The sequence below is a fragment of the Pseudoalteromonas sp. BZB3 genome (assembly GCF_040104455.1).
In the GTDB taxonomy this organism is placed as follows: Bacteria; Pseudomonadota; Gammaproteobacteria; order Enterobacterales; family Alteromonadaceae; genus Pseudoalteromonas.
In genome coordinates, this window is record NZ_JBECOS010000013.1 from 146,594 (window position 1) to 170,512 (window position 23,919).

General features: G+C 37.8%; 19 protein-coding genes. 14 read left to right on the top strand and 5 right to left on the bottom strand.

The window, feature by feature from the left end; all coding sequences use genetic code 11:
• Position 1 precedes the first annotated feature (1 nt).
• Both minD and minC read right to left on the bottom strand, forming a co-directional pair.
• Positions 2-811, bottom strand: coding sequence for a septum site-determining protein MinD (gene minD / locus ABMY35_RS15365; RefSeq protein ID WP_349287022.1), 810 nt, complete (start codon positions 809-811; stop codon positions 2-4).
• A gap of 5 nt (positions 812-816) precedes the next feature.
• Positions 817-1,515, bottom strand: a complete 699-nt coding sequence (gene minC / locus ABMY35_RS15370) for a septum site-determining protein MinC (protein WP_349287023.1) — start codon at positions 1,513-1,515, stop codon at positions 817-819.
• 168 nt (positions 1,516-1,683) lie between these two features.
• Between minC and ABMY35_RS15375 the strand changes: the two genes are divergently transcribed.
• Entirely contained in the window at positions 1,684-1,965 is a 282-nt protein-coding gene (locus tag ABMY35_RS15375) for a YcgL domain-containing protein (protein ID WP_349287024.1), read from the top strand.
• The gene (locus tag ABMY35_RS15380) at positions 1,955-2,974 is read left to right on the top strand and encodes a lytic murein transglycosylase (protein WP_138566554.1); all 1,020 of its coding nucleotides are present in this window, start codon (positions 1,955-1,957) and stop codon (positions 2,972-2,974) included. Before ABMY35_RS15375 ends, ABMY35_RS15380 begins: the two co-directional genes overlap by 11 nt.
• A 73-nt stretch (positions 2,975-3,047) precedes the next feature.
• Here ABMY35_RS15380 and ABMY35_RS15385 read toward each other — a convergent pair whose 3' ends face one another.
• The gene (locus tag ABMY35_RS15385; RefSeq protein WP_349287025.1) at positions 3,048-3,590 is read right to left on the bottom strand and encodes a MarR family transcriptional regulator; all 543 of its coding nucleotides are present in this window, start codon (positions 3,588-3,590) and stop codon (positions 3,048-3,050) included.
• Between the two features lie 140 nt (positions 3,591-3,730).
• Positions 3,731-4,870, bottom strand: a complete 1,140-nt coding sequence (locus ABMY35_RS15390) for a Na/Pi symporter (protein WP_349287026.1) — start codon at positions 4,868-4,870, stop codon at positions 3,731-3,733.
• Between the two features lie 347 nt (positions 4,871-5,217).
• On the opposite strand from ABMY35_RS15390, the gene ABMY35_RS15395 reads away from it, so the two are divergent.
• From ABMY35_RS15395 to ABMY35_RS15405, 3 genes are all read left to right on the top strand, one after another.
• Entirely contained in the window at positions 5,218-7,101 is a 1,884-nt protein-coding gene (locus tag ABMY35_RS15395; RefSeq protein ID WP_349287027.1) for an ATP-binding protein, read from the top strand.
• Positions 7,102-7,184: 83 nt separating this feature from the next.
• Entirely contained in the window at positions 7,185-8,987 is a 1,803-nt protein-coding gene (locus ABMY35_RS15400) for a DUF885 domain-containing protein (RefSeq protein WP_349287108.1), read from the top strand.
• A 91-nt stretch (positions 8,988-9,078) separates the two neighbouring features.
• Positions 9,079-9,576, top strand: coding sequence for a YcgN family cysteine cluster protein (locus tag ABMY35_RS15405; RefSeq protein ID WP_349287028.1), 498 nt, complete (start codon positions 9,079-9,081; stop codon positions 9,574-9,576).
• Positions 9,577-9,632: 56 nt separating this feature from the next.
• On the opposite strand, the gene ABMY35_RS15410 is transcribed toward ABMY35_RS15405, so the two are convergent.
• Entirely contained in the window at positions 9,633-11,798 is a 2,166-nt protein-coding gene (locus tag ABMY35_RS15410) for a tetratricopeptide repeat-containing sensor histidine kinase (RefSeq protein WP_349287109.1), read from the bottom strand.
• Positions 11,799-11,999: 201 nt separating this feature from the next.
• Here ABMY35_RS15410 and ABMY35_RS15415 point away from each other — a divergent pair, with 201 nt between their 5' ends.
• The 9 genes from ABMY35_RS15415 (at position 12,000) to ABMY35_RS15455 (ending at position 23,837) form a co-directional block, all read left to right on the top strand.
• The gene (locus tag ABMY35_RS15415) at positions 12,000-13,889 is read left to right on the top strand and encodes a methyl-accepting chemotaxis protein (protein ID WP_349287029.1); all 1,890 of its coding nucleotides are present in this window, start codon (positions 12,000-12,002) and stop codon (positions 13,887-13,889) included.
• A 240-nt stretch (positions 13,890-14,129) separates the two neighbouring features.
• Positions 14,130-14,882 carry a DUF3450 domain-containing protein gene (locus ABMY35_RS15420; RefSeq protein WP_349287030.1) on the top strand — a complete coding sequence of 251 codons (753 nt, stop codon included), beginning with the start codon at positions 14,130-14,132 and terminating at the stop codon, positions 14,880-14,882.
• 11 nt (positions 14,883-14,893) lie between these two features.
• Positions 14,894-16,258 (top strand): MotA/TolQ/ExbB proton channel family protein, encoded by a 1,365-nt coding sequence (locus tag ABMY35_RS15425; protein ID WP_349287031.1) that lies wholly within the window; start codon positions 14,894-14,896, stop codon positions 16,256-16,258.
• A 2-nt stretch (positions 16,259-16,260) separates the two neighbouring features.
• Positions 16,261-16,788: a MotA/TolQ/ExbB proton channel family protein gene (locus ABMY35_RS15430; RefSeq protein ID WP_058032524.1), complete on the top strand. Its 528-nt coding sequence runs from the start codon at positions 16,261-16,263 to the stop codon at positions 16,786-16,788.
• 20 nt (positions 16,789-16,808) lie between these two features.
• Positions 16,809-17,219, top strand: coding sequence for a biopolymer transporter ExbD (locus ABMY35_RS15435; protein WP_058032525.1), 411 nt, complete (start codon positions 16,809-16,811; stop codon positions 17,217-17,219).
• Positions 17,220-17,227: 8 nt separating this feature from the next.
• Positions 17,228-17,833 carry an energy transducer TonB gene (locus ABMY35_RS15440; protein ID WP_349287032.1) on the top strand — a complete coding sequence of 202 codons (606 nt, stop codon included), beginning with the start codon at positions 17,228-17,230 and terminating at the stop codon, positions 17,831-17,833.
• A 28-nt stretch (positions 17,834-17,861) separates the two neighbouring features.
• Entirely contained in the window at positions 17,862-19,163 is a 1,302-nt protein-coding gene (locus tag ABMY35_RS15445) for a tetratricopeptide repeat protein (protein ID WP_349287033.1), read from the top strand.
• Between the two features lie 228 nt (positions 19,164-19,391).
• Entirely contained in the window at positions 19,392-21,047 is a 1,656-nt protein-coding gene (locus tag ABMY35_RS15450; protein ID WP_349287034.1) for a hypothetical protein, read from the top strand.
• A 75-nt stretch (positions 21,048-21,122) separates the two neighbouring features.
• Positions 21,123-23,837 (top strand): TonB-dependent receptor plug domain-containing protein, encoded by a 2,715-nt coding sequence (locus ABMY35_RS15455; RefSeq protein WP_349287035.1) that lies wholly within the window; start codon positions 21,123-21,125, stop codon positions 23,835-23,837.
• Positions 23,838-23,919: the final 82 nt, after the last annotated feature.

Sequence of the window (23,919 nt, forward strand, 5' to 3'; positions counted from 1 at the left end):
ATTATCCTCCAAATATACGCTTGAATAAGCCTTTCTTCTCAACTTCTAAGAATCTGAAGTCAACGACTTCACCAAGTAAGCGATTAATTGCATCAGCGTAAGCTTGACCAGCGTCAGATTCATTATCAAGGATAACAGGTTGACCAGAGTTAGAGGCATTTAGCACTGCCGTTGATTCTGGGATCACGCCAAGAAGGTCAATAGCAAGTATTTCTTGTACATCTTCCACAGACAACATTTCACCCGCGTTAACACGTTCAGGGTTGTAGCGTGTAAGAAGTAGATGTTCTTTAACAGGTTCTAACCCTTGCTCAGCTCGGCGAGATTTACTCTGTAAAATACCTAAAATTCGATCTGAATCTCGAACAGAAGATACTTCAGGGTTTGTTGTTACAATTGCTTCATCCGCAAAATACAGCGCCATCATAGCACCAGCTTCTATACCTGCAGGCGAATCACATACAATATAGTCAAACTCTTCTTTTAACTCTTCTAAAACTTTTTCTACGCCTTCTTTTGTAAGTGCATCTTTGTCACGTGTTTGTGATGCAGGAAGGATATAGAGTTTTTCAACTCTTTTGTCTTTGATTAGTGCTTGATTTAAATTTGCTTCACCATTAATCACGTTAACAAAGTCATAAACAACTCTGCGTTCACAACCCATAATTAAATCAAGGTTTCTAAGGCCAATATCAAAGTCAATAATGGCTGTTTTGTATCCTTTGAGCGCCAGGCCTGTGCCAATTGCTGCGCTAGAGGTAGTTTTACCTACACCACCTTTACCTGAAGTTACGACAATAATTTTTGCCATCTGAATTATCCTTTGACCAAAGCTGTTATTTCTAAAGATTCGTTACGTTGTGTTATTTGTGCTGGTTGTTCCCAATATTCACCTTGAAGTGATTCACTTAACCAATAGCTACCATTGATTGAAACTAACTCAGCTTTTAATTGTTGACAATAAATTGCCGCATCTCGTGCACCCGAAGCGCCTGCTATTGCACGACCTCTCAAAGTACCATAAATATGAATATTACCATCTGCGATTACTTCAGCGCCGTGACTTACTGCTCCAAGCACAATTAAGTCTCTGCCTTTGGCATAAATTTGTTGACCAGAACGCACTGTTGTTTGAATAACTTGAGGCGGTAAATAAACTTCTTTTTCTACAACCTCGGCTGAAGTATTAGGTTTTGGCTTTTGCACGTCTTGACTGTAATTTAGCACTGACAAGCCAACTTCTTTAGCAGAAATATTTTGCTGCTCGGAACCGTTACAGACACCAACAGGGTTGAGTTGTAAAGCAGAAATTGCATTGCGAAGTTCAAGAAAATCAATTGATTCTTCTTTAACCTGTGAAAGATTAACTACGATAGGCGCACCTTGGAAAAATTTTGGTGCTTGTGAAATCTTTTCGTCTAGCTCTTTGCGTAATAGAGCTAAGTCGACTTTAAATAGATGTAATACAGAAAGAGTGAAAAGGTTGCCTTTTAACTCGAATGTTTGTTCAGACATATTACGCAGTTCTTATAATTATCCAGTTTATAAAATTAGAAAGAGAGCATATGAAGCATAGAACTGAAGCTTTATCTAAGATTCATTGTTGCTCGCTAAACTTTCCAATTATATTTTTAGTCATGTTATAGTGCTGTTAAGATATAAGCAAGAATTTATAGGGTTATAATGCTAACTGCGGTCTACAAAAGCTCAAAAAGAGCAGATACTTACCTTTACATTGAAAAACGTGATGATTTTAGCAAAATTCCTGAACCTTTAATGGGTATGTTTGGCACTCCAATTTACGTCATGATGTTCGATTTATCTAAGAGAGAACGCTTAGGTGTTGCTGATATCGGTCTTGTTCAGTCTGAGTTAACTGATAAAGGGTTTTATTTACAATTACCACCAAAAGAAGAGAACCTTTTGGATGAATTAAAAAAACAAAACGGAGTAGATAGTGTCTAAATTTGTTCTTCCTCTAGTAATCGCTTCGAGTTTATCATTTTCAGTCTTTGCTAATACGCAAGCAAAATTCGATGAATATGTTTCAAACTTGAAAGTTGAAGCGCTAGAAAAGGGTTATAGTCAGACCTTGATCGACGAAGCGTTTGCAACGGTTAAATTCAAAAAGAAAGTTATAAAAGCGGATAAAAACCAACCAGAAGTGGTTGAAACCCTAGAAACTTATTTACCAAAACGCGTGCCTCAGTGGAAAGTTGATAGAGCCAGAAACCTATATTCAAAACATAAACCTGTTTTAGAAACGATCGCAAAAGAATATGGTGTACAAGCTAGATTCATCGTTGCCTTATGGGGACTTGAAAGTAACTTCGGTCGTATTCAAGGTGGCCACCCTGTTATTAGTTCTGTTGTTACACTCGCATTCGATGGCAGACGAGAGGCTTTGTACAAGCGTCAGCTTTGGGCTGCACTTGATATATTAAAAGATGGTCATATTAGTTTAGATAAATTTAAAGGCTCCTGGGCTGGGGCTATGGGTCAAACTCAGTTTATGCCAACTTCTTTTAATTCGTATGCCGTTGATTACGATGGTGACGGGCGAAAAGATATTTGGACGACTGAAGTTGATGCATTTGCTTCAATTGCTAATTATTTAAAACAAGCTGGTTGGAATGACAATCTTACTTGGGGTCGCCAAATCCAACTGCCTGAAAACTTTGACCATAAGTATGTTCTAAAACGAGGCACTAAGACGCGTAAACAATGGCTAGAATACTGGAAAGATTCAGAGCGTTCTTTAAGTGATTGGCAAGCTCTGGGTTTACGAAGAGCGGATGGTTCAGACTTACCTAAAGTTGATATTACAGCTGCGTTAGTTATGCCTGACGACATTAATGGTCGTATGTATTTAGCGTATGATAATTACAAAGCCCTAATGCATTGGAATCGTTCTTATTACTTTGCAACAAGCGTTGGTTACCTATCAGATAGAATTGGCTATCCAAAAATCTAGTACGATTATCATATAAAAAAGGCAGCTTCATAGCTGCCTTTTTTGATTGGGCATAATGCCTGCAAGTGTGAAATTATTTCTTTAAAAGCTTATCTTTTAAATCTATTACTTTGCTAACCGAAGACCCAAGCTTCATGAGAGTTTGTAATTGTTCAGGTGAGAGTCTTTGTAATTCGGCTGACCATTTAGTTACCGTTTCTAATAAGTCATGGATCTGCTGCATTTGCTCTTGAGCATAAGCTTCTTCATTAGACTGAGCCGGTTCTATGATCGAATCTCTAAGTAAGGTAAGTGTTGGATCGATTTCTCTTTTTCTTCGTTCTTCAAAAACTTTATTTGCCAAATCCCAAATAGACCCATTTGGTGCATAGTATTCTTTTCTATCACCAGGGACATGAATGACTTTAACCAGTTGCCAAGATTGTAGTTCTTTGATCCCCATACTGACATTACCACGGCTAATTCTAAGTGCTTCAGCAATTTCATTTGCACTTAGAGGCTGTTCACTGATAACTAACAGACCAACCATTTGTCCAATCGTTCTGTTAAAACCCCAGCGGCTACCCATTTCACCACAGTGCAATACAAAGTTTTCTAATTTCTGAGATAAGATCATTTTTAAAGTTTCAGTAAAGTTTGAAAGTCAATTTAGACTTAGCAGAATTTAATTGCAAGGAAATTATTGAATTAATATGAAGGAGATCAATAAAGACAAAAAAGAGGAGCAGGGCTCCTCTTTAATTTATTTCACAGTTGTTATCTTACTGCGAACATGATTAGTCCAGGTAGTACGAAGAATGAACCAAGTACATAACCTAACGCTGCTGGCTTATTTTCAGCGCCAATCTTTGCAAGTTTGTCAGCAAGCTGTAATGGAATCTCACGCAGTAAAGGCATGCCGTAGATTAGGGCTACTGCAAATACATTAAACATTACATGAACTAGGGCAATGGTTAGTGCCACTTCTGCTGCCGGACCTGTGATAGACGTTGCTGCAAGTAGTGCTGTGATGGTAGTACCAATGTTTGCACCTAGTGTGAATGGGTAAATTTGGCGTGTAGTGAATACACCGCTACCTGCTAGAGGGATCATTAAGCTAGTAGTGGTTGAAGATGATTGAACCATTACAGTAACTGCGGCACCTGATGTGATACCTGCAATTGGACCACGACCGATTGCGCCGTGTAGTAAATCTTTTGCTTTGCCAACTAGTGCTTTTTTCAATAGTTTACCAAGCGTAGTTACAGCAAACAGGATCATCGCAATACCGATAACAACCATTGCAATACCAACAGCTTTGCCGTCTAAGAAGCTAACTGCGTCTTTAACTAAACCTACAGCTGGTTTTACTAGTGGCTTGATGAAGTTGTAGCTTTTAAGTGAAAGGTCTGCATCACCAACAAATAAATGTGCCAGGCTAGATGCAAATTTCTCTAATAAGCCAAACATGATCTCAAGTGGTAAGAAGATTAATACCGCAAGAAGGTTAAAGAAGTCATGAACTGTTGATGCTGAAAATGCACGTTGGAATTCTTCTTTAGAACGAATATGACCAATAGAAACTAATGTATTAGTAATTGTAGTACCAATGTTTGCACCCATGACCATTGGAATTGCAATACTGATAGGCAATCCACCAGCTACTAAACCTACAATCACAGATGTTACAGTTGAAGATGATTGAACCAGTGCTGTTGCAAGTGCACCAAGTAATAAGGCAACAAATGGGTTGGTTGCGAATGAGAAAATCTCTTTAGCACCGGCACTACCACCAGAAGCTAATTTAAAACCACCACTGACTGTACCAACGGCAACTAATACTAAATAAACTAAGAAAGCAATTGCAGCCCAGTTTAAGATTTTATTGAAAAGTGTTTGCTGATTAGAAGCACTCATAATGTTCTCGTTTTGTTTATGCCTTATATGGCATTTTCATGAAGTTTTTGTTTCAGGCGGCATTAAAACAGAGAAATATTACAGAAATATTTCATCTTGGCGATTGTGTAATCATTCAAGTGTTTAATGACATAAAATTAATTGAGAACACTATAGAAACATATAGTTACAGATTTATTATTTTACATTCATTTACAATCTGATTAGTGTGTAATCTGATACAATCCATATTTGATCCATAGTTGGTTCATAAATTGTAAATATTAATAATTCTTAATTGATTCTATTTGATGCGTTTTTGTTACTTTATTGTTTTTAGTCTATGTTTTGTCCTTTACAGTTTTGCTGTGAAAGCAAGTGAACTAGTATTAGATAAGCATGGTGCGGTCTATGAGCTAAAGGACTTTGGATTGATGCACCTTAACTATGACAATAAAATATTTGACTCTAATGCTATCAGAGATAACAGAAATTGGGTTGAAGCGCATAGTCTAAAACAGAAGCCACAAATTCATAATTACAGTAAATGGTTAAAACTTGAAGTTGAAAACCAGTCTGATTTAGAAAATTGGTATCTTTCTTTTGGTTATGCAAGGCTTCCTTTGTTTCGAATTTATGAAATTGAGAATACGAGCTTAAAGTTAAAGTTAGAACTTGATGCTAATGATACATTTTATGATAGACCGATTTACGACTCCCAGCTTTATATTCCAATAAATTTAAACATAAATAGAAAACAAACACTTTTAATTGAATACAGAACGTTTGCCAACGCACCTGCCAATATTCGATTACATAGCTACAATCATTATTTAGCCACTTCCCAAAAAAGCACACTTGTTAATGGTGCAATAGCAGGTATTGTCATGGCAATTCTTCTCATCATTAGTGTAAATTTATTTTTTAACCCTAATAGAACCAATATTTTTTATGCACTATGGACATTCACTTTTTTGATGATTGTATTGGATATGTCTGGCTTTACCTCAAAGTATTTTTGGCCTATGTTAGGCGGTGAGTCCAGCTTGTTTTCAACTCTGTTAATGACATCAGTGCCGATTTTTCATTTGCTTTTTATTAAGAGTTTCTTACAACTTAAGCAATTTAATCGTGTGCTTTGTAAAATCTATACGTATTTATTATACACATATCTTGTTCTCATCCCGGCTTCATTGTGGTTTAACACAGTATTCTTTAATTTAGTCTTGAGCAGTTTGATTATTCCTCTTTTCCTATATACAGCTTTTTGGAGTTGGTATCAAAATGCCCCAGGTATAAGAGTTTTTTCTTTAAGCCTCTTTAATCATGTTCTATTTGTAAATGTATTGACGATTGTCGGTGCAAGTTATGGCAATATTTTTCCAAGTCTTGAGATTTCTGATTACATAAAAATAGGGTATTTACTTGAGGTTAGCCTGTTTACCGTCGCGCTGGCGATACAAAATAAATCGGTACAAAATCAACTTGTCACTTACCTTGAAACTCAAGTTGATGTGTTAAATCAGCATCTTCATAAAGAGAAACTTCAGCAAGAGTCAAGTATTGAAGCCGTTAAACAAAAAGAAGAAAAGCTATTTGCTGATTTATCTCACGAATTAAGAACGCCCCTAACAGTGATGAAAGTACAAGTTGAATCACTTCAGCACAATATTGTAGATAATGTGCACACAAGCTACGGAAAATTGATGAATAAAATTGATGAACTCAATTTGTTTATCGATCATTTAATGCATGTATCGCCAAAAGTCCAGACTTTAAAAGTGAATCAATATACGGTTAAAGACTTATTAGCACACATTAAATCTATCAATGTAGACAAAACAAAGTTGAGTTTGGCACTTCCTGATGAGAGTTCTTTACCAGCTAAACAAAAGGAACTGCTTTTAGAGTACGATCAACAAGGCCTGATCACTGTATTTAATGAGTGTTGTGATAATGCCATTGCACATGGAGGTTCACAAATGAATATTTCAATAAACATTGATAACGAATCAGATACACTTAGTATAAATATAGATAATTCAGGTGAAGCAATCTCTTCAGATTTATTCAAAGACATATTCAACCCCCTTGTGCGCTTAGATGAAGCAAGACAAAACTCAAGTAAACATAAAGGCGTTGGCTTAAGTTTATGTAAGCAAATTATCGAAGCCAATCTTGGGAAAATTTTCGCCTCAAACGGTCCGCTGGGCGGATTAAGTGTTCATATTGTGTTGCCTTTAAAAGTGTAACAAAGCGTTTAAACTTAAATTAACACATGGTTTTTTTATTAAGCTCTGGCACACTGTCATAAATACCTTAATAAGGATACATGATGTTTAAATACTCTCTAATAGCTATCGCTTTAACTGCTTCTTTGGTCGGTTGTAGTGCCACAGGCACTGACACACAGCGTTCTGCAGAATCTATCAAACAGCTTAATCAAAATGAACTCGTTAACAGTTTAAGTGAAGATTACTTTAACTCAATGGTTGAACTTAGCCCAATTTCAGGCACGTATATGGGCAGGCAAGGTGTAAATGATCAGTTTGATGCTGCTGCAACCGATAAAAGTCTTCAAGAAACATATGAATTACTAACATCATTTCAACAGAAGCTAGATAAAATTGATAAAAATAACTTGTCAGGTCAAGCATTACTAAGTTATGAAATTTTAGAACGTGATCTTGCATTTTCAAAACAGGGCTTTGAATTTCCGAGTTATATGATGCCAATCAATCAAATGTCTGGTTTACATAATGTATTTGCTGGCCTAGGCTCTGGGCAAAGCGCACAGCCATTTAATAGCGTTGAAGATTATAACAACTTTGTTTCTCGAGCAGATGGGTTTATCAAATGGCTTGCAGGTATAGAGTCGAATATGCGCTTAGGCATAGAAAAAGGCGTTGTCTTACCAAAAGCTCTAACCGCTAAACTCATTCCTCAATTTGAAGCTCATATTGTAGAGGACGAAACTCAATCAGTTTTCTGGGGTCCAATTAAAAATTTCCCTGACTCTTTTACCGAAACTGAAAAAGAACAGTTAACAGCTAAATACAAATTAATGGTTCTTGAAAAGCTTGTACCTGCATATAAGAAAATGACTCGCTTTTTGAATACAGAGTACCTAGCTAACAGCCGTGAAAGTGTTGGCTATAGCTCGTTACCCAATGGTAAAGCTTGGTATGAATATCAGATTGCGAAACATACCACTTTAGACATGAGCGCTGATGATATACATGATATTGGTTTAAGCGAAGTTGCGCGTATAAGAAATGAAATGGAATGGGTAAAAGGTCAATTAAAATTCGAGGGTGATTTACAAGCTTTCTTCGAGTTTTTAAGAGAAGATGAACAATTCTATTTCGAATCTGCAGATGAATTGATCAATGCCTATGTTGAAGTTAAGGAAAAAATAGATGCACGAGTGCCTCTTTTATTTGATATAGCACCGAAAGCTGATTACGAAGTAAAGTTGGTAGAAGCTTTTAGGGCAGAATCTGCAGCAGGTGCATCATATGCAGCGCCTGCACCTGATGGCAGTCGACCAGGTGTATTTTATATTAATGCGCATAACTTAAAGGCACAGCCTAAGTTTTTAGTTGAGACACTATCAATTCATGAAGCTGCACCCGGACACCATTTTCAAATCGCACTTCAGCAAGAAATAAAGGGTCTTCCAAGTTTTAGAAAATTTGGTGGCTACACTGTATTTGCTGAAGGATGGGCACTTTATGCAGAAAGCCTTGGTAAAGATCTCGGTTTATTCACAGATCCACTCATGTGGTACGGCCGCTTAGTAGACGAACAATTAAGAGCGATGCGTCTTGTCGTTGACACAGGCCTTCATGCTAAGGGCTGGTCACGAACGCAAGCAATTAAGTTTATGCTTGATAACTCCTCTATGGCTGAGTCTGATGTTACGGCAGAAGTTGAACGTTATATAGGCTGGCCTGGACAGGCCGTTTCATACAAGGTGGGACAGTTTAAAATTCAAGAGCTAAGAGATTATTCAGAACAACAACTTGGTAATAAATTTGATATTAAAGCATTTCATACTCAAATCTTGATTGATGGCGCACTGCCAATGCCAATTCTAGAATCTAAGATTAAAAAGTGGGTTGAATCACAGCGATAATTTTTGCTTTTTGGGTCAACATTAGTTGGCCCTTTGCTTGTAATGCTACCATCAAGTAAAATTTACTTGTTTATAGTAATTTGAGAAAACAATGGGCGCAGAACAATTTTGGCAAACTAAATCGCTTGAGCAAATGAATGACCAAGAGTGGGAAAGCATTTGTGATGGGTGTGGTAAGTGTTGTCTACATTCTTTTATAGACAGTGATGAAGAGGATTTTTCTAGTACTGATCACATACGAGAGGGAGAAACGCTTATATATTCAAGTTTAGTTTGTCAGTACATCGATGAGCAGACCTGTGCATGTACACGTTATGCAGAAAGACAAACGCTCGTGCCATCTTGTGTCAAACTCACCAAAGAAAACCTGAAAGATATTTTTTTCATGCCTAATAGTTGTAGCTACAGGCGCCTTCATGAAGGCAGGGGCTTAGCAAGTTGGCATCCTTTGCTGAATAAAGGCAAAAAAGACAAAATGAATGAGCTTGGGATCAGTATTCAAGGTAGAGTCACTAAAGACAATACAATCGATATTGAAGAAGATTTTGAAGACTACATAGTCGATTGGCCAGAATTTGATTGTGATTAATTGAAACTCAGTAAAAAGCTAGACCTTTTCTCTCTAGCTTTTTACTTTTCATCTTTTTATTTTAGCGGTAAATCAACCTCTATTTTCAACCCGCCTAATTCGCTTTCTGAGGCATTAATCTCACCCTGATGTAAGTCAACAATTTGCTTAACAATGGACAATCCTATGCCATGCCCTGGCGTTTCTGTGTTCGACATATTTGGAACACGAAATAGATGATCAAAAATTTGCCCTAGATGCTCTTTTGGCACAGATGGCGCGCTATCTTGTACTATTATTTTAAAATAATGCTCACAAGCCGCAAAATGCACGTCAATCTCACCATCCTTATGTGTGTATTTTTTTGCATTGCTATATAAGTTAGCAATTAATTGTTTAACCCTAAATGGATCTATGTGTGCGAAAGTTTCGTTAAATTTATTAGCCCCAATTGTTAGTTTTTGTTCTGTAGTTTGAGTCGCCAATTCATCATGAATATCGCTAACAAATTTGTTAAGATCTGTTTGTTGAGTACTTAATGTGAAATTCGCAGTTTCAAGTTTAGCAAGACCTGCTAAGTCCTTAACTAAGTGGTTTAGATCTGTAAGTTTTTCACTAATTTTAGTAAGGTTTTCAGGTTTACACTCGATGATTCGATGTTGCATCGCTTCAATATGCAAGCTTGCTATGGTAACTGGGTTACTCAGGTCGTGAGCAATTTGCGAGAATAATTGGTTTCTTTGTTCAAGTAGTTTATTGAGATGCAGTCTTTGTTGTTGTTCTAAAACACGATTTTGTCTTATTTTAATGTAAATAATCATCGTAAAGGAGACGAATACAATAAATAGAATGATGAATACCATTTGTTGATTTTGTTGGTGAGCTAACGCATTACTGATTAATAGGTTTTCTTGTTCTTTCTCAGCAAGTTTTTGTTCTTTTTCTTTAGCTTCAATTGTATTCTGCAAAAACGCTAATCTATTTGCATAGTTTTCTTTATGCGAAATAGACTGTAACTCAAGTAATTTGTTTTGTACCAAATAAGCGTTTTCAAAGTCTTTCATTATTGAATAAGCACGATGCATGATGCGAAGGCTTGCTTGTCTTCTGTCTTTCAATGTATCTACATCACCAAATTCGAACGCTTTTTTCGCATAGCTAAGCGCCTTTTTGGGGTTGTCAATTGCAAGGTTTAATTCGGCTAGATGATTCCAGACAGAGGTTTTTAACTGGTAGTCTTTTTTAGTTTTGTCTAGGAAGGAATAGTTTTCTTCCTCAAGTATGATTGCCTTTTGAATCTCTCCTTTACCAGCATAGTTTAAAGCTAGATTATGCTTAGACCATGCAGTATTTCGTTGATGCTTTATATAGCGAAAAACAGAAATCGCTTCCTCAGCGTGTTCAATACCAAGATCGAAGTGTTTCAGTTTGTAAGATTGGAATGATAGTTTGGCAAGGCTATGACCAATATCTTGTTTATTATCTGATTTTCTGTCTAACGCTAACGCTTCAAGAAATTTATTGTATGATAATTGATGCTCGCCAATTTTATTGTATGAGTCCGCTATCCCAAATAAACTGTTTGCCATTCTTTTATCAGCAGCATTCAGTTTCTTATCTATCTCAAAGGCCTTGATCTTAAACTCTAATGCAGTTTGAAACTCACCAAGATGATCATAGGCACGTCCATAAAAGTAAAAGAGGCTAGAAAGATCTTTCTCAGTAAGCCAACTTTGGTATTCTTTTTGGTAAGTTTTTACAATGTTGATACCTTTGAGATAATGACTTGTTCTAAGTTCAATTGAAGCTTGTCTTACAATCCCATGCGTTAAAAACTCAATATTGCCAGATTTTTTATAATGGTATATCGCTTTTTTTATTGTTTCGCGTGCATCTTCATAGTCATAGTTATGGTACTGAATGTCTGCTAAATCTTTGTAGAGTCTTGCTGTCCATCTATGATTGTAATCAAAGCTTGGGCTATTTATTTCATTTAACAACCGTTGTTTGGCTTCGTCACTTCGACCTTCATTACTGAGCGCTTTACTATAAGAAACATAGTATTCACATGCCGCAATTTGGTCAGTCAGGCTTGTAGGATCAATTTGTTCGAAAGCTCTAAGTTTGAGCTTATTATTTGGTAACTTTTGAATTGCTTGGAGTTCAGCAATACTTTTAGCGTTAACGTGTGTGGTTGTAGTTAATAAAGCTAGGAAACAAAACAACCATAGCTTTGAGAACATAGACACTCTAGTTCGCTCCTTGAAAAAGATTGCGTATTTTACTTAATTGTAATTAAGCTGCAATTGCAAAAAACACATGTTCTATACTAAATGAGCTTAAGATTTATGAAATTCTGTCGATTATATAGAGCGTAACACTAAAAAATTTGTTAAAAAAGAGTTGCAAAGGTTGCGTTCATATAAAAAATAAGTAGGATCCCCATGCTCCAATCATTACGTTTTTCTACCAAAGTAACTGCTGCGGCGTCTTTGGTTTTAGTGATCATCTTAGGGCTGTTCACAATCAATAACTTCATTGTTATGAGAGCCCAAACACAAGAACAACTTACCGCTGTTTTGCACGAAATATCAAATTCAGTTTCTCAAAATATCGCCAACTGGTTGAATGATAGACTAAAAATTGTTGAGTCTGTTGCAAAAGGCCATAAACAGTCAGATACTGAATCAGATATCTTACGTCGTCTGAAAACAGCTGATATCGCAGGTGAATTTAAAAATACTTACATCGGTATGCCAGATGGTACATTCGTTTTAGATGACCCATCAATTCAGTTACCTGCAGATTATGACGCGACAACAAGGCCCTGGTATAAACTGGCAGAACAAAAGCGCTCTACAGCATTTACTACGCCTTATATAGATGTCACGACAAATGAGTTAATTATCTCAGCTGTCGTACCTTTATTTGAAAGTGGAAGACTAAGCGCTGTAGCTGGTGGTGATATTGATATGGCCACCATCACAGACATTATAAACGAAATTGACTTTTTAGGTTTTGGTTACGGCTTTTTACTGGATAGTGAAGGCAGAATTCTTTCTCACCCAAATACGAAATTAAACGATAAACCAATGACTGATTTGTTTGGCAAGCGCCTATCTCTGCAAAGTGAGTTTATTGAAATGCAGTTAGAGGGGGTAGAAAAAATCGTCTCTTTCGTGCCTATGAATGGCATTAATAACGTTAATTGGTATCTGGGTGTCGTAATTAATAAAGAGATTGCCTACTCATCGGTATCTTCATTTAGAAACATGGCTTTGATTTATCTTGTTATTGGTGTTGTAGCAATTGTTGTGATGCTTCAATTATTGCTTAAATATTTGATGAAACCTGTTAAAGAGTTAAATGATGCCATTAAAGACATTGCACAAGGGGAAGGTGATTTAACACAACGTTTAAGCTGCTCCAGTGAAGATGAATTTGGAGAACTGTCGACACAATTTAATATCTTTGTAGACAAGATCCATGACTCAATTAAGCAAGTGCGAGAATCTACCTTAACCCTACAACAATCTATTACCAGTATGAATGAGCAAGCGAATGATGCGCTTTCTTTGTATAACGATCAAACGAAACGTACTGATAGTGTAGCAACTGCCATCAATGAATTGTCTTCTAGCGCGCAAGAAATAAGTAGTAATGCACATAATGCATCTGAGCTAGCTTCTGAAGCAAATAAGCTTAGTGCAGATAGCCAAGATGTACTTAATTCAAATATTGCCGGAATTTCTTCTTTGAGTGACAAGATGGCTCAAGCACAAGACACAGTAACCAGTCTTGATCAACATTCAGCAAGTATTGGACAAGTACTTGAAGTGATAAAAGGTGTCAGTGAACAAACTAATCTTTTAGCGCTTAATGCCGCGATTGAGGCCGCTAGGGCCGGTGAAGCCGGAAGAGGTTTCGCTGTCGTTGCTGATGAAGTGAGACAACTTGCACAACGCACACAAGAGTCAACTCAAGAAATCGAAAATACCATTTCAGACCTTCAACTTGGATCTAGTACAGCTGTTGCCGTTATGGTCGAAGCGTTGAAAGATTCTTCAGAAAGTGCAGATAAAGCTGCTGCGGCAGGTGATAAAATGCAATCTGTTACATCTGCCATTGACGCAATTGATGGTGTTAACCATGCTGTGGCAAGCGCAACTCAACAACAAAACGATGTTATACATAACTTAGATTCTAATATTCATCACATCAGCGACATCAGTAAACAAGGTGTCGATAACCTTCATCAGACTTTAGAAGAATGTAGAACACTTCAAGCTCAATTTAGAAACTTAGAAGAGATGTTATTAAAGTTTAAAGTTTAATTACACATAAGCTCTATTATAAAAAGCTCCTTTTGGAGCTTTTTATATTTTTGGCGCTGATAGATATAAATATGGATTAAAAGGAGATATAAGCCGTAATTAATTATATCTTCATCCCTCTGGTGTATTCATATAAATTATTACGCCTGTAATAAAATTGTATTTTTTGCGCAACACCACTGTCATTTTACCTCTTTAAACTGCACGCAATTTCATAACAATCAATCTAAGGTGTATGCGATGAAGTGCATTAACCCTCTGCTTCTTGCAGGTGTTTTAGCAACAGCAACTGGTGTTCACGCCAATTCTTTAAATCCTGTTGTTGAAAAAAGTGCAGCGATTAATGACTCTGCTTTAAAAACTCAGGGAAAAATTGACTCTATTTCTGACTCTATGCAGTCGAAATTGCAACAATTCAAAACATTAAATAAAGAAATTGATGGTTTGATGGTTTACAACAGTCAATTAGATAAACAAATTCAAAATCAATTAGCAGAGATGGCAGACATCAATGCATCAATGGACCAAGTGTCAGTAATTGAGCGCCAGATCACCCCGTTAATGCTTAACATGATTACAGGTCTTGAGCAGTTTGTTGCTCTAGATGTGCCTTTCTTATTAGAAGAGCGTAAGCAGCGCGTTTCAAAGCTTCGTGAAATGATGGAGCGTGCTGATGTGACATCAAGTGAAAAGTTCCGCCGTGTACTTGAAGCTTACCAAGTTGAAGTTGAATACGGTCGTACCATTGAAGCTTACCCAGCGCTTATTAACGTTGCCGGTCAAGAACGTGAAGTTGATTTTTTACGTATCGGTCGTCTCGAACTGATGTATGTCACTAAAGATGGAAAAATGGCTGGTATTTGGGAAAAAGAATCAAAACAATTTAAAGAATTACCAGATACAAACATCAGCCAAATAAATAAAGCGCTACGCATAGCACGTAAGCAACTTGCCCCAGATATGTTAACGCTACCAATCAATGCTGCGAAATAAGAGGTCTTAAAATGAAACTGTTAAAGAAATTTAGTCAAGCTGCGATTTTAGCGACGACATTCGGTTTATCAGGCGCAGCAATGGCCGACGAACTTAACTTAGATGCGTTACTTAAAACATTAGAGCAAGGGCAGGTTGCACAAACTGCCGAAAATAAAGCCAGAGAAGCGGAATTTGTCGCAAAACGTAATGAACAAGATGCGGCACTTCGTAAGCTTACTTCAGACAGAAATGCCCAATTAGCGCGCTCAGAGCGTTTTGAAACGTCATTTGAAGAAAACGAAATTAAGTTACAAAACTTGTCTGATACGTTAAGTAAACGTATGGGTACACTAAAAGAGCTATTTGGTGTGCTTCAGCAAGTATCTGGCGATGCCAGTAATAAATTTCAAACATCTGTTGTTTCTGCTGAAATTTCAGGTCGTAGTGCATTCATGGATGAAATGGCAGCAAAGATGGGCTCAAGTTCAAAACTTGCTTCAATTGAAGACATCGAAAAGGTGTGGTTTGAACTACAACGTGAAATGACAGAGCAAGGTAAAGTTTCTCGTTATAACGCAGAAGTCATTGTTGCTGGTGGCGAGAAAGTAAATAAAGAAGTTCTTCGTGTTGGTGCGTTTAACTTAATCGCTGATGGCAAATATTTAACTTTCAACCCTGTTACAAAAACAATTTCTGAACTAACAAGACAACCAGTTGCACGTTATCAGACTTCAGCGGCAGATTTACAAGCAGCAAATGGCGGAGTCGTTGATTTTGCACTAGACCCAACAGGCGGTTCTATTTTAGGCCTTTTAGTTCAAGCACCAAATACAGAAGAGCAGGTTCACCAAGGTGGCTCTGTTGGTTATGTGATTTTAGCAACCGGTGTTATCGCTTTACTTATCGCACTTGAACGTTTCATTAGTTTAATGTTAATGAGTGCTAAAATTCGTCGTCAACTTAAAGACACGACACCTCGTGAAGATAACCCGCTAGGTCGTGTGATGAAAGTTAAAGAGCAGTACCCAGATGTTGCTTACGACACGCTTGAGTTAAAGCTAAGCGAAGCAATCCTTCGTGAAATGCCAAAGATTACTCGTAATCTAACCCTGATTAAGATTATCTCAGTTGTAGCGCCACTACTAGGTCTACTCGGTACTGTAACGGGTATGATTAACACTTTCCAAGCAATCACTCTATTCGGTACTGGTGATCCTAAACTGATGGCGGGCGGTATTTCGCAGGCACTTGTTACAACTGTACTGGGTCTAGTAGTAGCTATCCCAACCGTATTCTTATACACGCTTTTAAATACGCGTTCTCGTAACTTGCTACTTATCTTACAAGAACAAAGCGCAGGCATTATTGCAGAGCGTAGCGAGAAAGGAGCGTAAACGTGGTTTTATTGCTAGATGCAATTAACGCACTACGCAGCTTTCTAGATACAGGTGGCCAGGTACTCCTGGTCATCGGTGTACTTATCTTCGCAATGTGGTTACTTATTTTAGAGCGCTTCATATATTTATTCGGTTTATACCGTCAACAGCGCAAAGAGGTAATCGCTAGCTGGAAAGCACGTTCAGAGCGTAATAGCTGGAATGCGGAACAAATTAAACAAGCTCAGATTTCACGTATTGGGATTAAGTTGAATACAAACCTGCCATACATTGGCGTCATGGTTGCTTTATGTCCTCTATTGGGGCTATTAGGCACAGTTACAGGCATGATTGAAGTTTTCAATGTGATGGCCATTACAGGTACAGGTAGTGCACGTTCAATGGCTGCGGGTGTGTCTAAAGCAACCATTCCAACCATGGCCGGTATGGTCGGTGCACTTTCTGGTGTATTTGCTGTGACATTTTTACAGCGCAAAGCAAAACGTGAAGTCGAGTTATTAGAAGATAAATTGTTGCTAGATCATTAAGCAACATAAGGTAAAGAATTATGAGAGCGCCATTAGCAAAAGTTTTTCAAGAAGAAGAAGCAGAAGAAATTAATATGACCCCAATGCTAGATGTTGTATTCATCATGCTTATTTTCTTCATCGTTACCGCTTCTTTTGTAAAGGAAGCAGGTATAGATGTAAACCGTCCAGAAGCAGCCACAGCAGTTAAAAAGCAACGTGCAAATATTTTAGTGGCGATTTCTGACAAAGGTGAGATTTGGATAAATAAACGTCAGATTGATATTCGTGCTGTCCAAGCAAATATCGAACGTCTAAAAGCTGAAAACCCACAAGGCAGTGTAGTTATCCAAGCTGATAAGAAGGCGACAACTGAGCTACTTATCAAAGTAATGGATGCTTCAAGAGCTGCAGGCGCGTTCGATGTATCAATTGCTGCGCAGGAATCATAGGAGCAAAAATGCGTTACTTAACCGCTTTATTAATTGCTGCCACTATCACCTTCTTCCTATTTCTGGGAATGCAGGCTTTGATCCAGAGTGGCGAAGGTGCAATGACTGAGCCTGCAAAAGGACAAGTACTTGACTTTGTAAGGTTAAAGAAAGAAGAAACGGTTCAAAAGAAAGAACGTAAACCACAAAAGCCACCTACACCTAAGGAGCCACCACCACCAATGGAGGCGCCTCAAATGCAGGCAAATAATCTAGATGCTGTTGGCACTGATTTTGATTTTAGTGCTGATGTACAAGCAGATGTTGATTTGGGTGGTGGTTTAGCTTTGGAATCAAGTGATGGTGAGTATCTTCCTATCGTTAAAGTAGCACCAGTCTATCCAAGACGAGCTCTTTCAAGAGGGATTGAAGGATACGTAATTGTTGAGTTTATAGTAACTAAACAAGGCACTGTTCGTGACCCTAAAGTGATTACTGCTGAACCACAGAGCATTTTCGACAGAGCAGCGTTGGATGCAGCTTTGAAGTTTAAGTATAAACCCCGTGTTGTGAACGGCGAGGCGGTTGAAGTGGCCGGTGTACAAAACAAAATCTCTTTCCAGATCAATGGCTAGATTTTGTGTGTGTTGCGAGGAAATATAAATGAATATTAGAAAGTTAACTTTAACCGTTAGTATTGTTTTATCAGCGTCAGTTTTACCAAGTTTATTATCGGTTACGCCTTTCACTGACATCAATACAGTTTACGCTGAGACTAAAACAAAGCGTGTGCCGGCACTTAGAAACAAAGTGTATAGCCAATTGGCGAGAGCTCAAAAACTTGCTGATGAGGGTAAAGTTCAAGAAGGCCTAGAAGCGTTAGACAACATCAAAGCAAGAGCAAGCAGCATGAATGCTTACGAAGTTGCAATGATGTATAACTTCTATGGCTTTATTTACTATAACGAAAATCAGTTAGATAAGGCGATTGAATCATTTGAGAAAGTGATTTCAGAAGAACAAATTCCTGAATCTTTGAGGCAATCTACTACTTTTAGTTTGGCCCAACTTGCTATGGCAAACAATGATTATGCGAAGGTGATTTCATATCTTGATAAGTGGAAACTGGGTAACTCTAAGCCAATTGCAAACAGTTATTATGTTTTACGTGCCAACGCGCATTACCTGCAAAAGCAATATAATGAAGCGCTTGAAAGCATCAATGTCGCGATAAGCTTTGCTGAAAGCCAAAGCGAACAACCTAAAGAAAACTGGTTGGTTTTACAACGCGCGCTTTATTATTCTTTGAATCAACCTGAGCAGGTGGTTCAAGTTCTTGAAAAAATGGTGAAGCTTTATAATAAGCCAGAGTATTGGGTGCAGCTCGGCGGCATGTATGGCGAAGTGGGCGATGGAAAAAAACAACTCGCTATATTAGAGGCTGCCAAACAACAAGGCTTTATACGTTCTAAGAATGAAATCATGCAGTTAGCCCAGGTGTATATGTACAACGGTTTGAACTATAAAGCTGCCTCGGTATTAAAAGAGGGCGTTTCAAGCGGTAAGATTGAAAATAGTGCAAAAAACCAGGCATTCATCGCAGAGGCTTTCGTTCAAGCTAAAGAGGATGAAAAGTCCATTTCACATTTTAAGCAGGCTGCCGCTAAGGTTGAACATGGTAATTATTCTCAAAGGTTAGCTGAGGTTTATTTGAATTTAGAGAAGTTCGAAGAAGCTGCAGATTATGCTCGTGAAGCCCTTGATAAAGGCGAGCTCAATTTCGAAGCCAATGCATACGTAGCACTTGGTATGGCACAGTACAACCTTGAAAATTTTGACGCATCCATTTTGGCTTTTGAGCAAGCTGAAAAGCATAAAAAATCTTCGAGACTTGCTAAACAATGGATCAAGTTTGTCAAAAAAGAGAAATTACATTCAGAAAGCTTAAAGCAAGCACTTTTATAAAGAAAAGAATCGCAACACCAAAGCCGTTGTTAGTTTAACTATCACGGCTTTTTCTATTTATAATCAATTATAATTTAATTCCTTAATAAATATTCCATTCACAAAGATGTATTAATACTGTCATCTAACTTTATATTTAATGTAACCCAACAGTAACAAAACTCCATTAATTTATGCATCAAGCTTTTTTGCGTTTATAACGACTTATTATATTTTTTGGAGATTAAAATGAAACTTTCTGGGTTTTTTAAAGCTAGCCTAATTACTTCTGCTCTTGTACTTGCTGGTTGTGGCGGTGGTGATATCAACGTAACACCAACAACAAATGATAACCGTGTAGACAACTCTACTAGCAATGTAACAAATAATACTGGAAGTGATAACTCAGGAAACAATGGCGGCGGTACTACAACACCACCGACTACTGCAATTGAATGTGCTTCTTACACAATGGATGGTGTTGAGTTTAAAGGTAAGCCTGATGACGCAAATAAAAACTGTGTTTATAGCCAAGCCTTTGCAAGTAACGCAAAAGACATTACTGCTTCTTTCTTAATCCCTGCTTTGCCAGATGGTGGTGCACACATTTTTGAAGGTGAACTATTCATCGGTGCTGATGTAGACACATCGAAAGGTGGCGTGATTGATGTTAACGGACCTACTTTAACAATAGAAGCTGGTGTAAACATTGCCTTCACTAAGCCAGAAAGCTTTATCCGTATTGCTCGTGGTGCAAACATCGAAGCAATTGGTGAAATCGACAAGCCTATCGTATTCACAAGTATCAGCGACATTGATGGCGATGATTCAACTTCTGCACAAATTGGTGACTGGGGCGGTATTCAAATTAACGGTATGGGTCAATCAATTCGTTGTGCTAAAGCAGATGCAGAAGCAGGCCAGTGTAACCATAAAGCAGAAGGCATTGTTTCTTATTACGGTGGTAATGATGCGGCTGATGACAGTGGTACGTTAAAGCATGTTGTTATTAAATATGCAGGTTATGAAGTAACACCAGATAACGAACTAAATGGCTTAACGCTTAATGCTGTTGGTTCAGGTACTGAAATTGAGTTCATTCACGTTCACAATGGTGCAGATGATGGTGTCGAATTATTTGGCGGCTCTGTAGATATCAAACACATTGTTATCACAGAATCAGTTGATGACGGTATTGACTGGGATGAAGGTTGGAAAGGTAATGGTCAGTTTATCCTAGTTCATTCTAAAGAGCACGGTAATCACGGTTTTGAAACTGATGGTGCAAAGAAAGCGCCAAGTGAAGATTCTGAGTTAGTGACTACTGTTTCTTACCCTACCATTGCAAATGCTACTGTTGTTACAAATGGTAAAGTTGATGCTGAAGCACGTAAAAACACAGGTGCTGGTATGGAAATGAAAGAGTGGGGTAAAGCGAAGCTAGTAAATATGCTATTTGTTAACTCTTCTACTCAATCTGGTGCAGGTTGTTTTGACCTATTCAATGATAAAGACCAATCACATGAAGCGGGTGTTCACGCAAATGCTAAAGCTGGTGATATTTCGTTCTCGAACTCTATCTTCGCTTGTGGTTTAAACTTCGAAGAGATTAACACTGAACTTACTGGTGACCTTGCAGGTTTCGATATTGAGCAGTGGTTCTTAGCTGGTGAAATGAACAAACTAATCGGCTTTGCTGATTTCTCAAATGTACTAGCTGAAGACGGTGTTACGACTAAAGGCACAATTACTGATAAAGATGGCAATGCGGTTGCTATCGAGTCTGCAAAACTGAATGCTGATAACTCATTCTTCGACGATGTTGCATTCATCGGTGCAATCGGTGAAGGCGCTAGCAACGAGTGGGTTGAGTTTGTAAAAGCGTCTATGGCACGTAAAAACTAATCTAAACCACAAAATAAACTGATAGGGCGCACTTTTGCGCCCTTGTTGAATCAATTTGGTTTAGAGGAATTAAAAATGAAACCAATAAAGCAATTTAAGGCAAATTTAATTACCTTATCTTTACTTTCTTTATTGGCACCAGCATCACAGGTTTTAGCTGCAGATGAAACTGCACAAGAAATTGAAGAAGTTGTTGCTGTTGGTAGTCGCCTTAAAGGAAGCGCGAGCGCTGTTATTGAAGAGCGTAAAAATCAAGCGTTCGTTGCAGATATCATGGGTTCTGAACAGATTTCAAGAACCGGAGATAGTGATGCTGCGTCCGCACTTCGCCGTGTAACAGGTTTAAGCTTGGTAAATGATAAATTTATCTATGTACGTGGCTTGGGTGAACGTTATTCAAGTGTCCGCTTAAATGGTGCAATTGTACCAAGTCCTGATTTAACCCGAAATGTTATTCCACTCGATATTTTCCCTTCTAGTATTATCGAATCGCTTGCAGTTCAAAAAGCTTACTCACCAGATATGCCGGCCGCATTTGGTGGTGGTGATGTAAATATTCGTACTAAAAGTATTCCATCGGATCGAGTATTTAAAATTGAAGTTGGTGGTGCTTATAAAGACACTAATGATACTGGCCTAGTTTATAACGGTAGTGATGATGACTGGTTAGGCAAAGACGACGGTCTACGCCAAATGCCAGCAGAAATCCAAATGGCATTAAATACCTATATAAACGGTTTATCTGATTTATCTGTGCGAAATATTCGTAAAGTTGAATCTCAAACACAAGGTTCAGACATTGGCCAGGACGCTGCAATTGCGCTAAATAAAGGTTTAATCAAAGCTTTACCACGTGATTTCGGTATGGTCGAAAAAAGTATTGACCCTGACTTCGGTGCAAAAGTTGTGTTTGGTGATCGCTTCGATGATGTATTTGGTTTTGGTGGTCAACTTGGTTTCTTAACTTCTGTTGCCTATGATAATGAATGGTCTAATAGCACAGAGTTTAACTCAGTTTTAGCAACAAAAGACACTGAGGAACTAGAGTGTAGTAAAGATACTTTTACTTGTTATTCTGCTAAAGAAGAAAAACAGTCTACCAAGAATAACATCAAACTAAATGCCTCATTAAATGTTGGTTACAAACTTGATGGACACGATATTAATGCAGGTTACATGATGCTTCGTGATACTGAGAATGAAGCGTCATATGCAATGTATCAAGAACCATCAAAGTCATTAAGTATAGAAAGTGGACAAGTTACACGTAAAAACCTGACTTCTTTTGAACAACGTGAGCTTGAAATTCTTCAGCTCAGAGGTACTCATAACTTAACTTGGTCATTACTTGATGGTGTCGGTGTAGATTGGCATTACACAGATTCAACCGCAACGACTGATATTCCAAGCGAATTAGAAGTATCTGTACGTGATTTATACGTAAATGGTCAATACTCAGAAACAGTTTATACGGGTAGTTCAGGCGGTAATCCTTATTTATACCGTTACGTAGCGATGGAAGATGAAGTAGAGAACTTTGGTTGGAACGCAAGTAAAGCTTTTTACTTTGATGGCTCTGAGTTAGAGCTTAAAGGCGGTGCTTTCTTTGTCGATAAAACGCGTGATTACCGAACTGATTTCTTAAAATATCGCTTTGGTCAAAATGAAAGCCTTTCACTTGCAGACACGCCTTCGCAAGCTTTAGGTATAGGTTCTTACTTCAGAGATGATTCAACTGTCGATATGACTGATGTTGAGCTTCTTTTCCAAGAGCCAGCTGCTGATGACTATCTAGCAGCTCAGAAAATCGATGCTTATTTTGGTAGCTTTGATTATCTAATGGGTGAAAAATGGCGCTTTTCTGGTGGTGTTCGTTATGAAGACTTCCGTCAGGTAGCACTGGCATATTCTCGCTCAATTTTTGATCCAGCATTGCTTGCTGACAAACTTAGTGAAGAAGCAATTCAACAAGCGAGTGTGATGGAAGATGATTACTTTGGTTCTTTCTCTGTCACATATAGCGAAAAGTCTTATCAGTTACGATTTGGTTATGGCCAAACAATTGTTCGCCCGGACTTGCGTGAATTAACACCAGTTCAGTACCAAGATCCTTTAACAGATTATCGTACACTCGGAAATCCAACGCTTGAATCAAGTTATTTAGATAACTTTGATTTCAGAGCTGAGTTTTATATGGAAAATGGTGACAATTATTCAATCGGCGCATTCTATAAAGACATAGATAAACCAATTGAAGCCTTGTTAACAGAAGCGGATGGTCGTTTCACTCTAGAGTTCGACAATGCTGATACGGCTTTTGTTTATGGTATTGAAGCTGAATGGTTGCTTGAGTTATCTGCTGATGCACTAGGTGGCGCAATATTTACATCAGGTAATGTTACATTGAGTGATTCAGAAGTTGAAATATTAGAAGCTGACAAGGGTGATCTTACAAACCTTAAGCGTAGAATGACAGGTCATTCTAAGTATGTTGCTAACTTCCAACTTAACTATGATTCACATAACGGTAATCACCAGGCATCAGTAATTTATAATGTATTTGGTGATCGTATTTTAGCGGCAGGCGTTAATGATTTTGATGATGCTTATGAGCAGCCAATAAACTCATTAGACCTTGTTTATAGTTATTATCCAAACTTTAATACAACAGTAACATTTAAAGTGAAGAATCTATTAGGTCAGAACTTTGAAGTACAACAAAATAACGTTGTGATCCGTGAAAAAGAAATGGCTCAACAAATCAGCTTAGATGTTTCAATGGAATTCTAATCTGAGTTAAAACGTATCAGTAAGCCCACTAAACGGAGTGGGCTTATTTTTAAATGCATGTAGAACACATCTTACATATGCG

Excerpts from the sequence above, each read along its gene's own strand:
- minD (WP_349287022.1), bottom strand. The coding sequence starts at position 811 with ATGGCAAAAATTATTGTCGTAACTTCAGGTAAAGGTGGTGTAGGTAAA.
- minC (WP_349287023.1), bottom strand. The coding sequence starts at position 1,515 with ATGTCTGAACAAACATTCGAGTTAAAAGGCAACCTTTTCACTCTTTCT.
- ABMY35_RS15375 (WP_349287024.1), top strand. The coding sequence starts at position 1,684 with ATGCTAACTGCGGTCTACAAAAGCTCAAAAAGAGCAGATACTTACCTT.
- ABMY35_RS15385 (WP_349287025.1), bottom strand. The coding sequence starts at position 3,590 with ATGATCTTATCTCAGAAATTAGAAAACTTTGTATTGCACTGTGGTGAA.
- ABMY35_RS15390 (WP_349287026.1), bottom strand. The coding sequence starts at position 4,870 with ATGAGTGCTTCTAATCAGCAAACACTTTTCAATAAAATCTTAAACTGG.
- ABMY35_RS15400 (WP_349287108.1), top strand. The coding sequence starts at position 7,185 with ATGTTTAAATACTCTCTAATAGCTATCGCTTTAACTGCTTCTTTGGTC.
- ABMY35_RS15405 (WP_349287028.1), top strand. The coding sequence starts at position 9,079 with ATGGGCGCAGAACAATTTTGGCAAACTAAATCGCTTGAGCAAATGAAT.
- ABMY35_RS15410 (WP_349287109.1), bottom strand. The coding sequence starts at position 11,798 with ATGTTCTCAAAGCTATGGTTGTTTTGTTTCCTAGCTTTATTAACTACA.
- ABMY35_RS15415 (WP_349287029.1), top strand. The coding sequence starts at position 12,000 with ATGCTCCAATCATTACGTTTTTCTACCAAAGTAACTGCTGCGGCGTCT.
- ABMY35_RS15420 (WP_349287030.1), top strand. The coding sequence starts at position 14,130 with ATGAAGTGCATTAACCCTCTGCTTCTTGCAGGTGTTTTAGCAACAGCA.
- ABMY35_RS15425 (WP_349287031.1), top strand. The coding sequence starts at position 14,894 with ATGAAACTGTTAAAGAAATTTAGTCAAGCTGCGATTTTAGCGACGACA.
- ABMY35_RS15435 (WP_058032525.1), top strand. The coding sequence starts at position 16,809 with ATGAGAGCGCCATTAGCAAAAGTTTTTCAAGAAGAAGAAGCAGAAGAA.
- ABMY35_RS15440 (WP_349287032.1), top strand. The coding sequence starts at position 17,228 with ATGCGTTACTTAACCGCTTTATTAATTGCTGCCACTATCACCTTCTTC.
- ABMY35_RS15445 (WP_349287033.1), top strand. The coding sequence starts at position 17,862 with ATGAATATTAGAAAGTTAACTTTAACCGTTAGTATTGTTTTATCAGCG.
- ABMY35_RS15450 (WP_349287034.1), top strand. The coding sequence starts at position 19,392 with ATGAAACTTTCTGGGTTTTTTAAAGCTAGCCTAATTACTTCTGCTCTT.
- ABMY35_RS15455 (WP_349287035.1), top strand. The coding sequence starts at position 21,123 with ATGAAACCAATAAAGCAATTTAAGGCAAATTTAATTACCTTATCTTTA.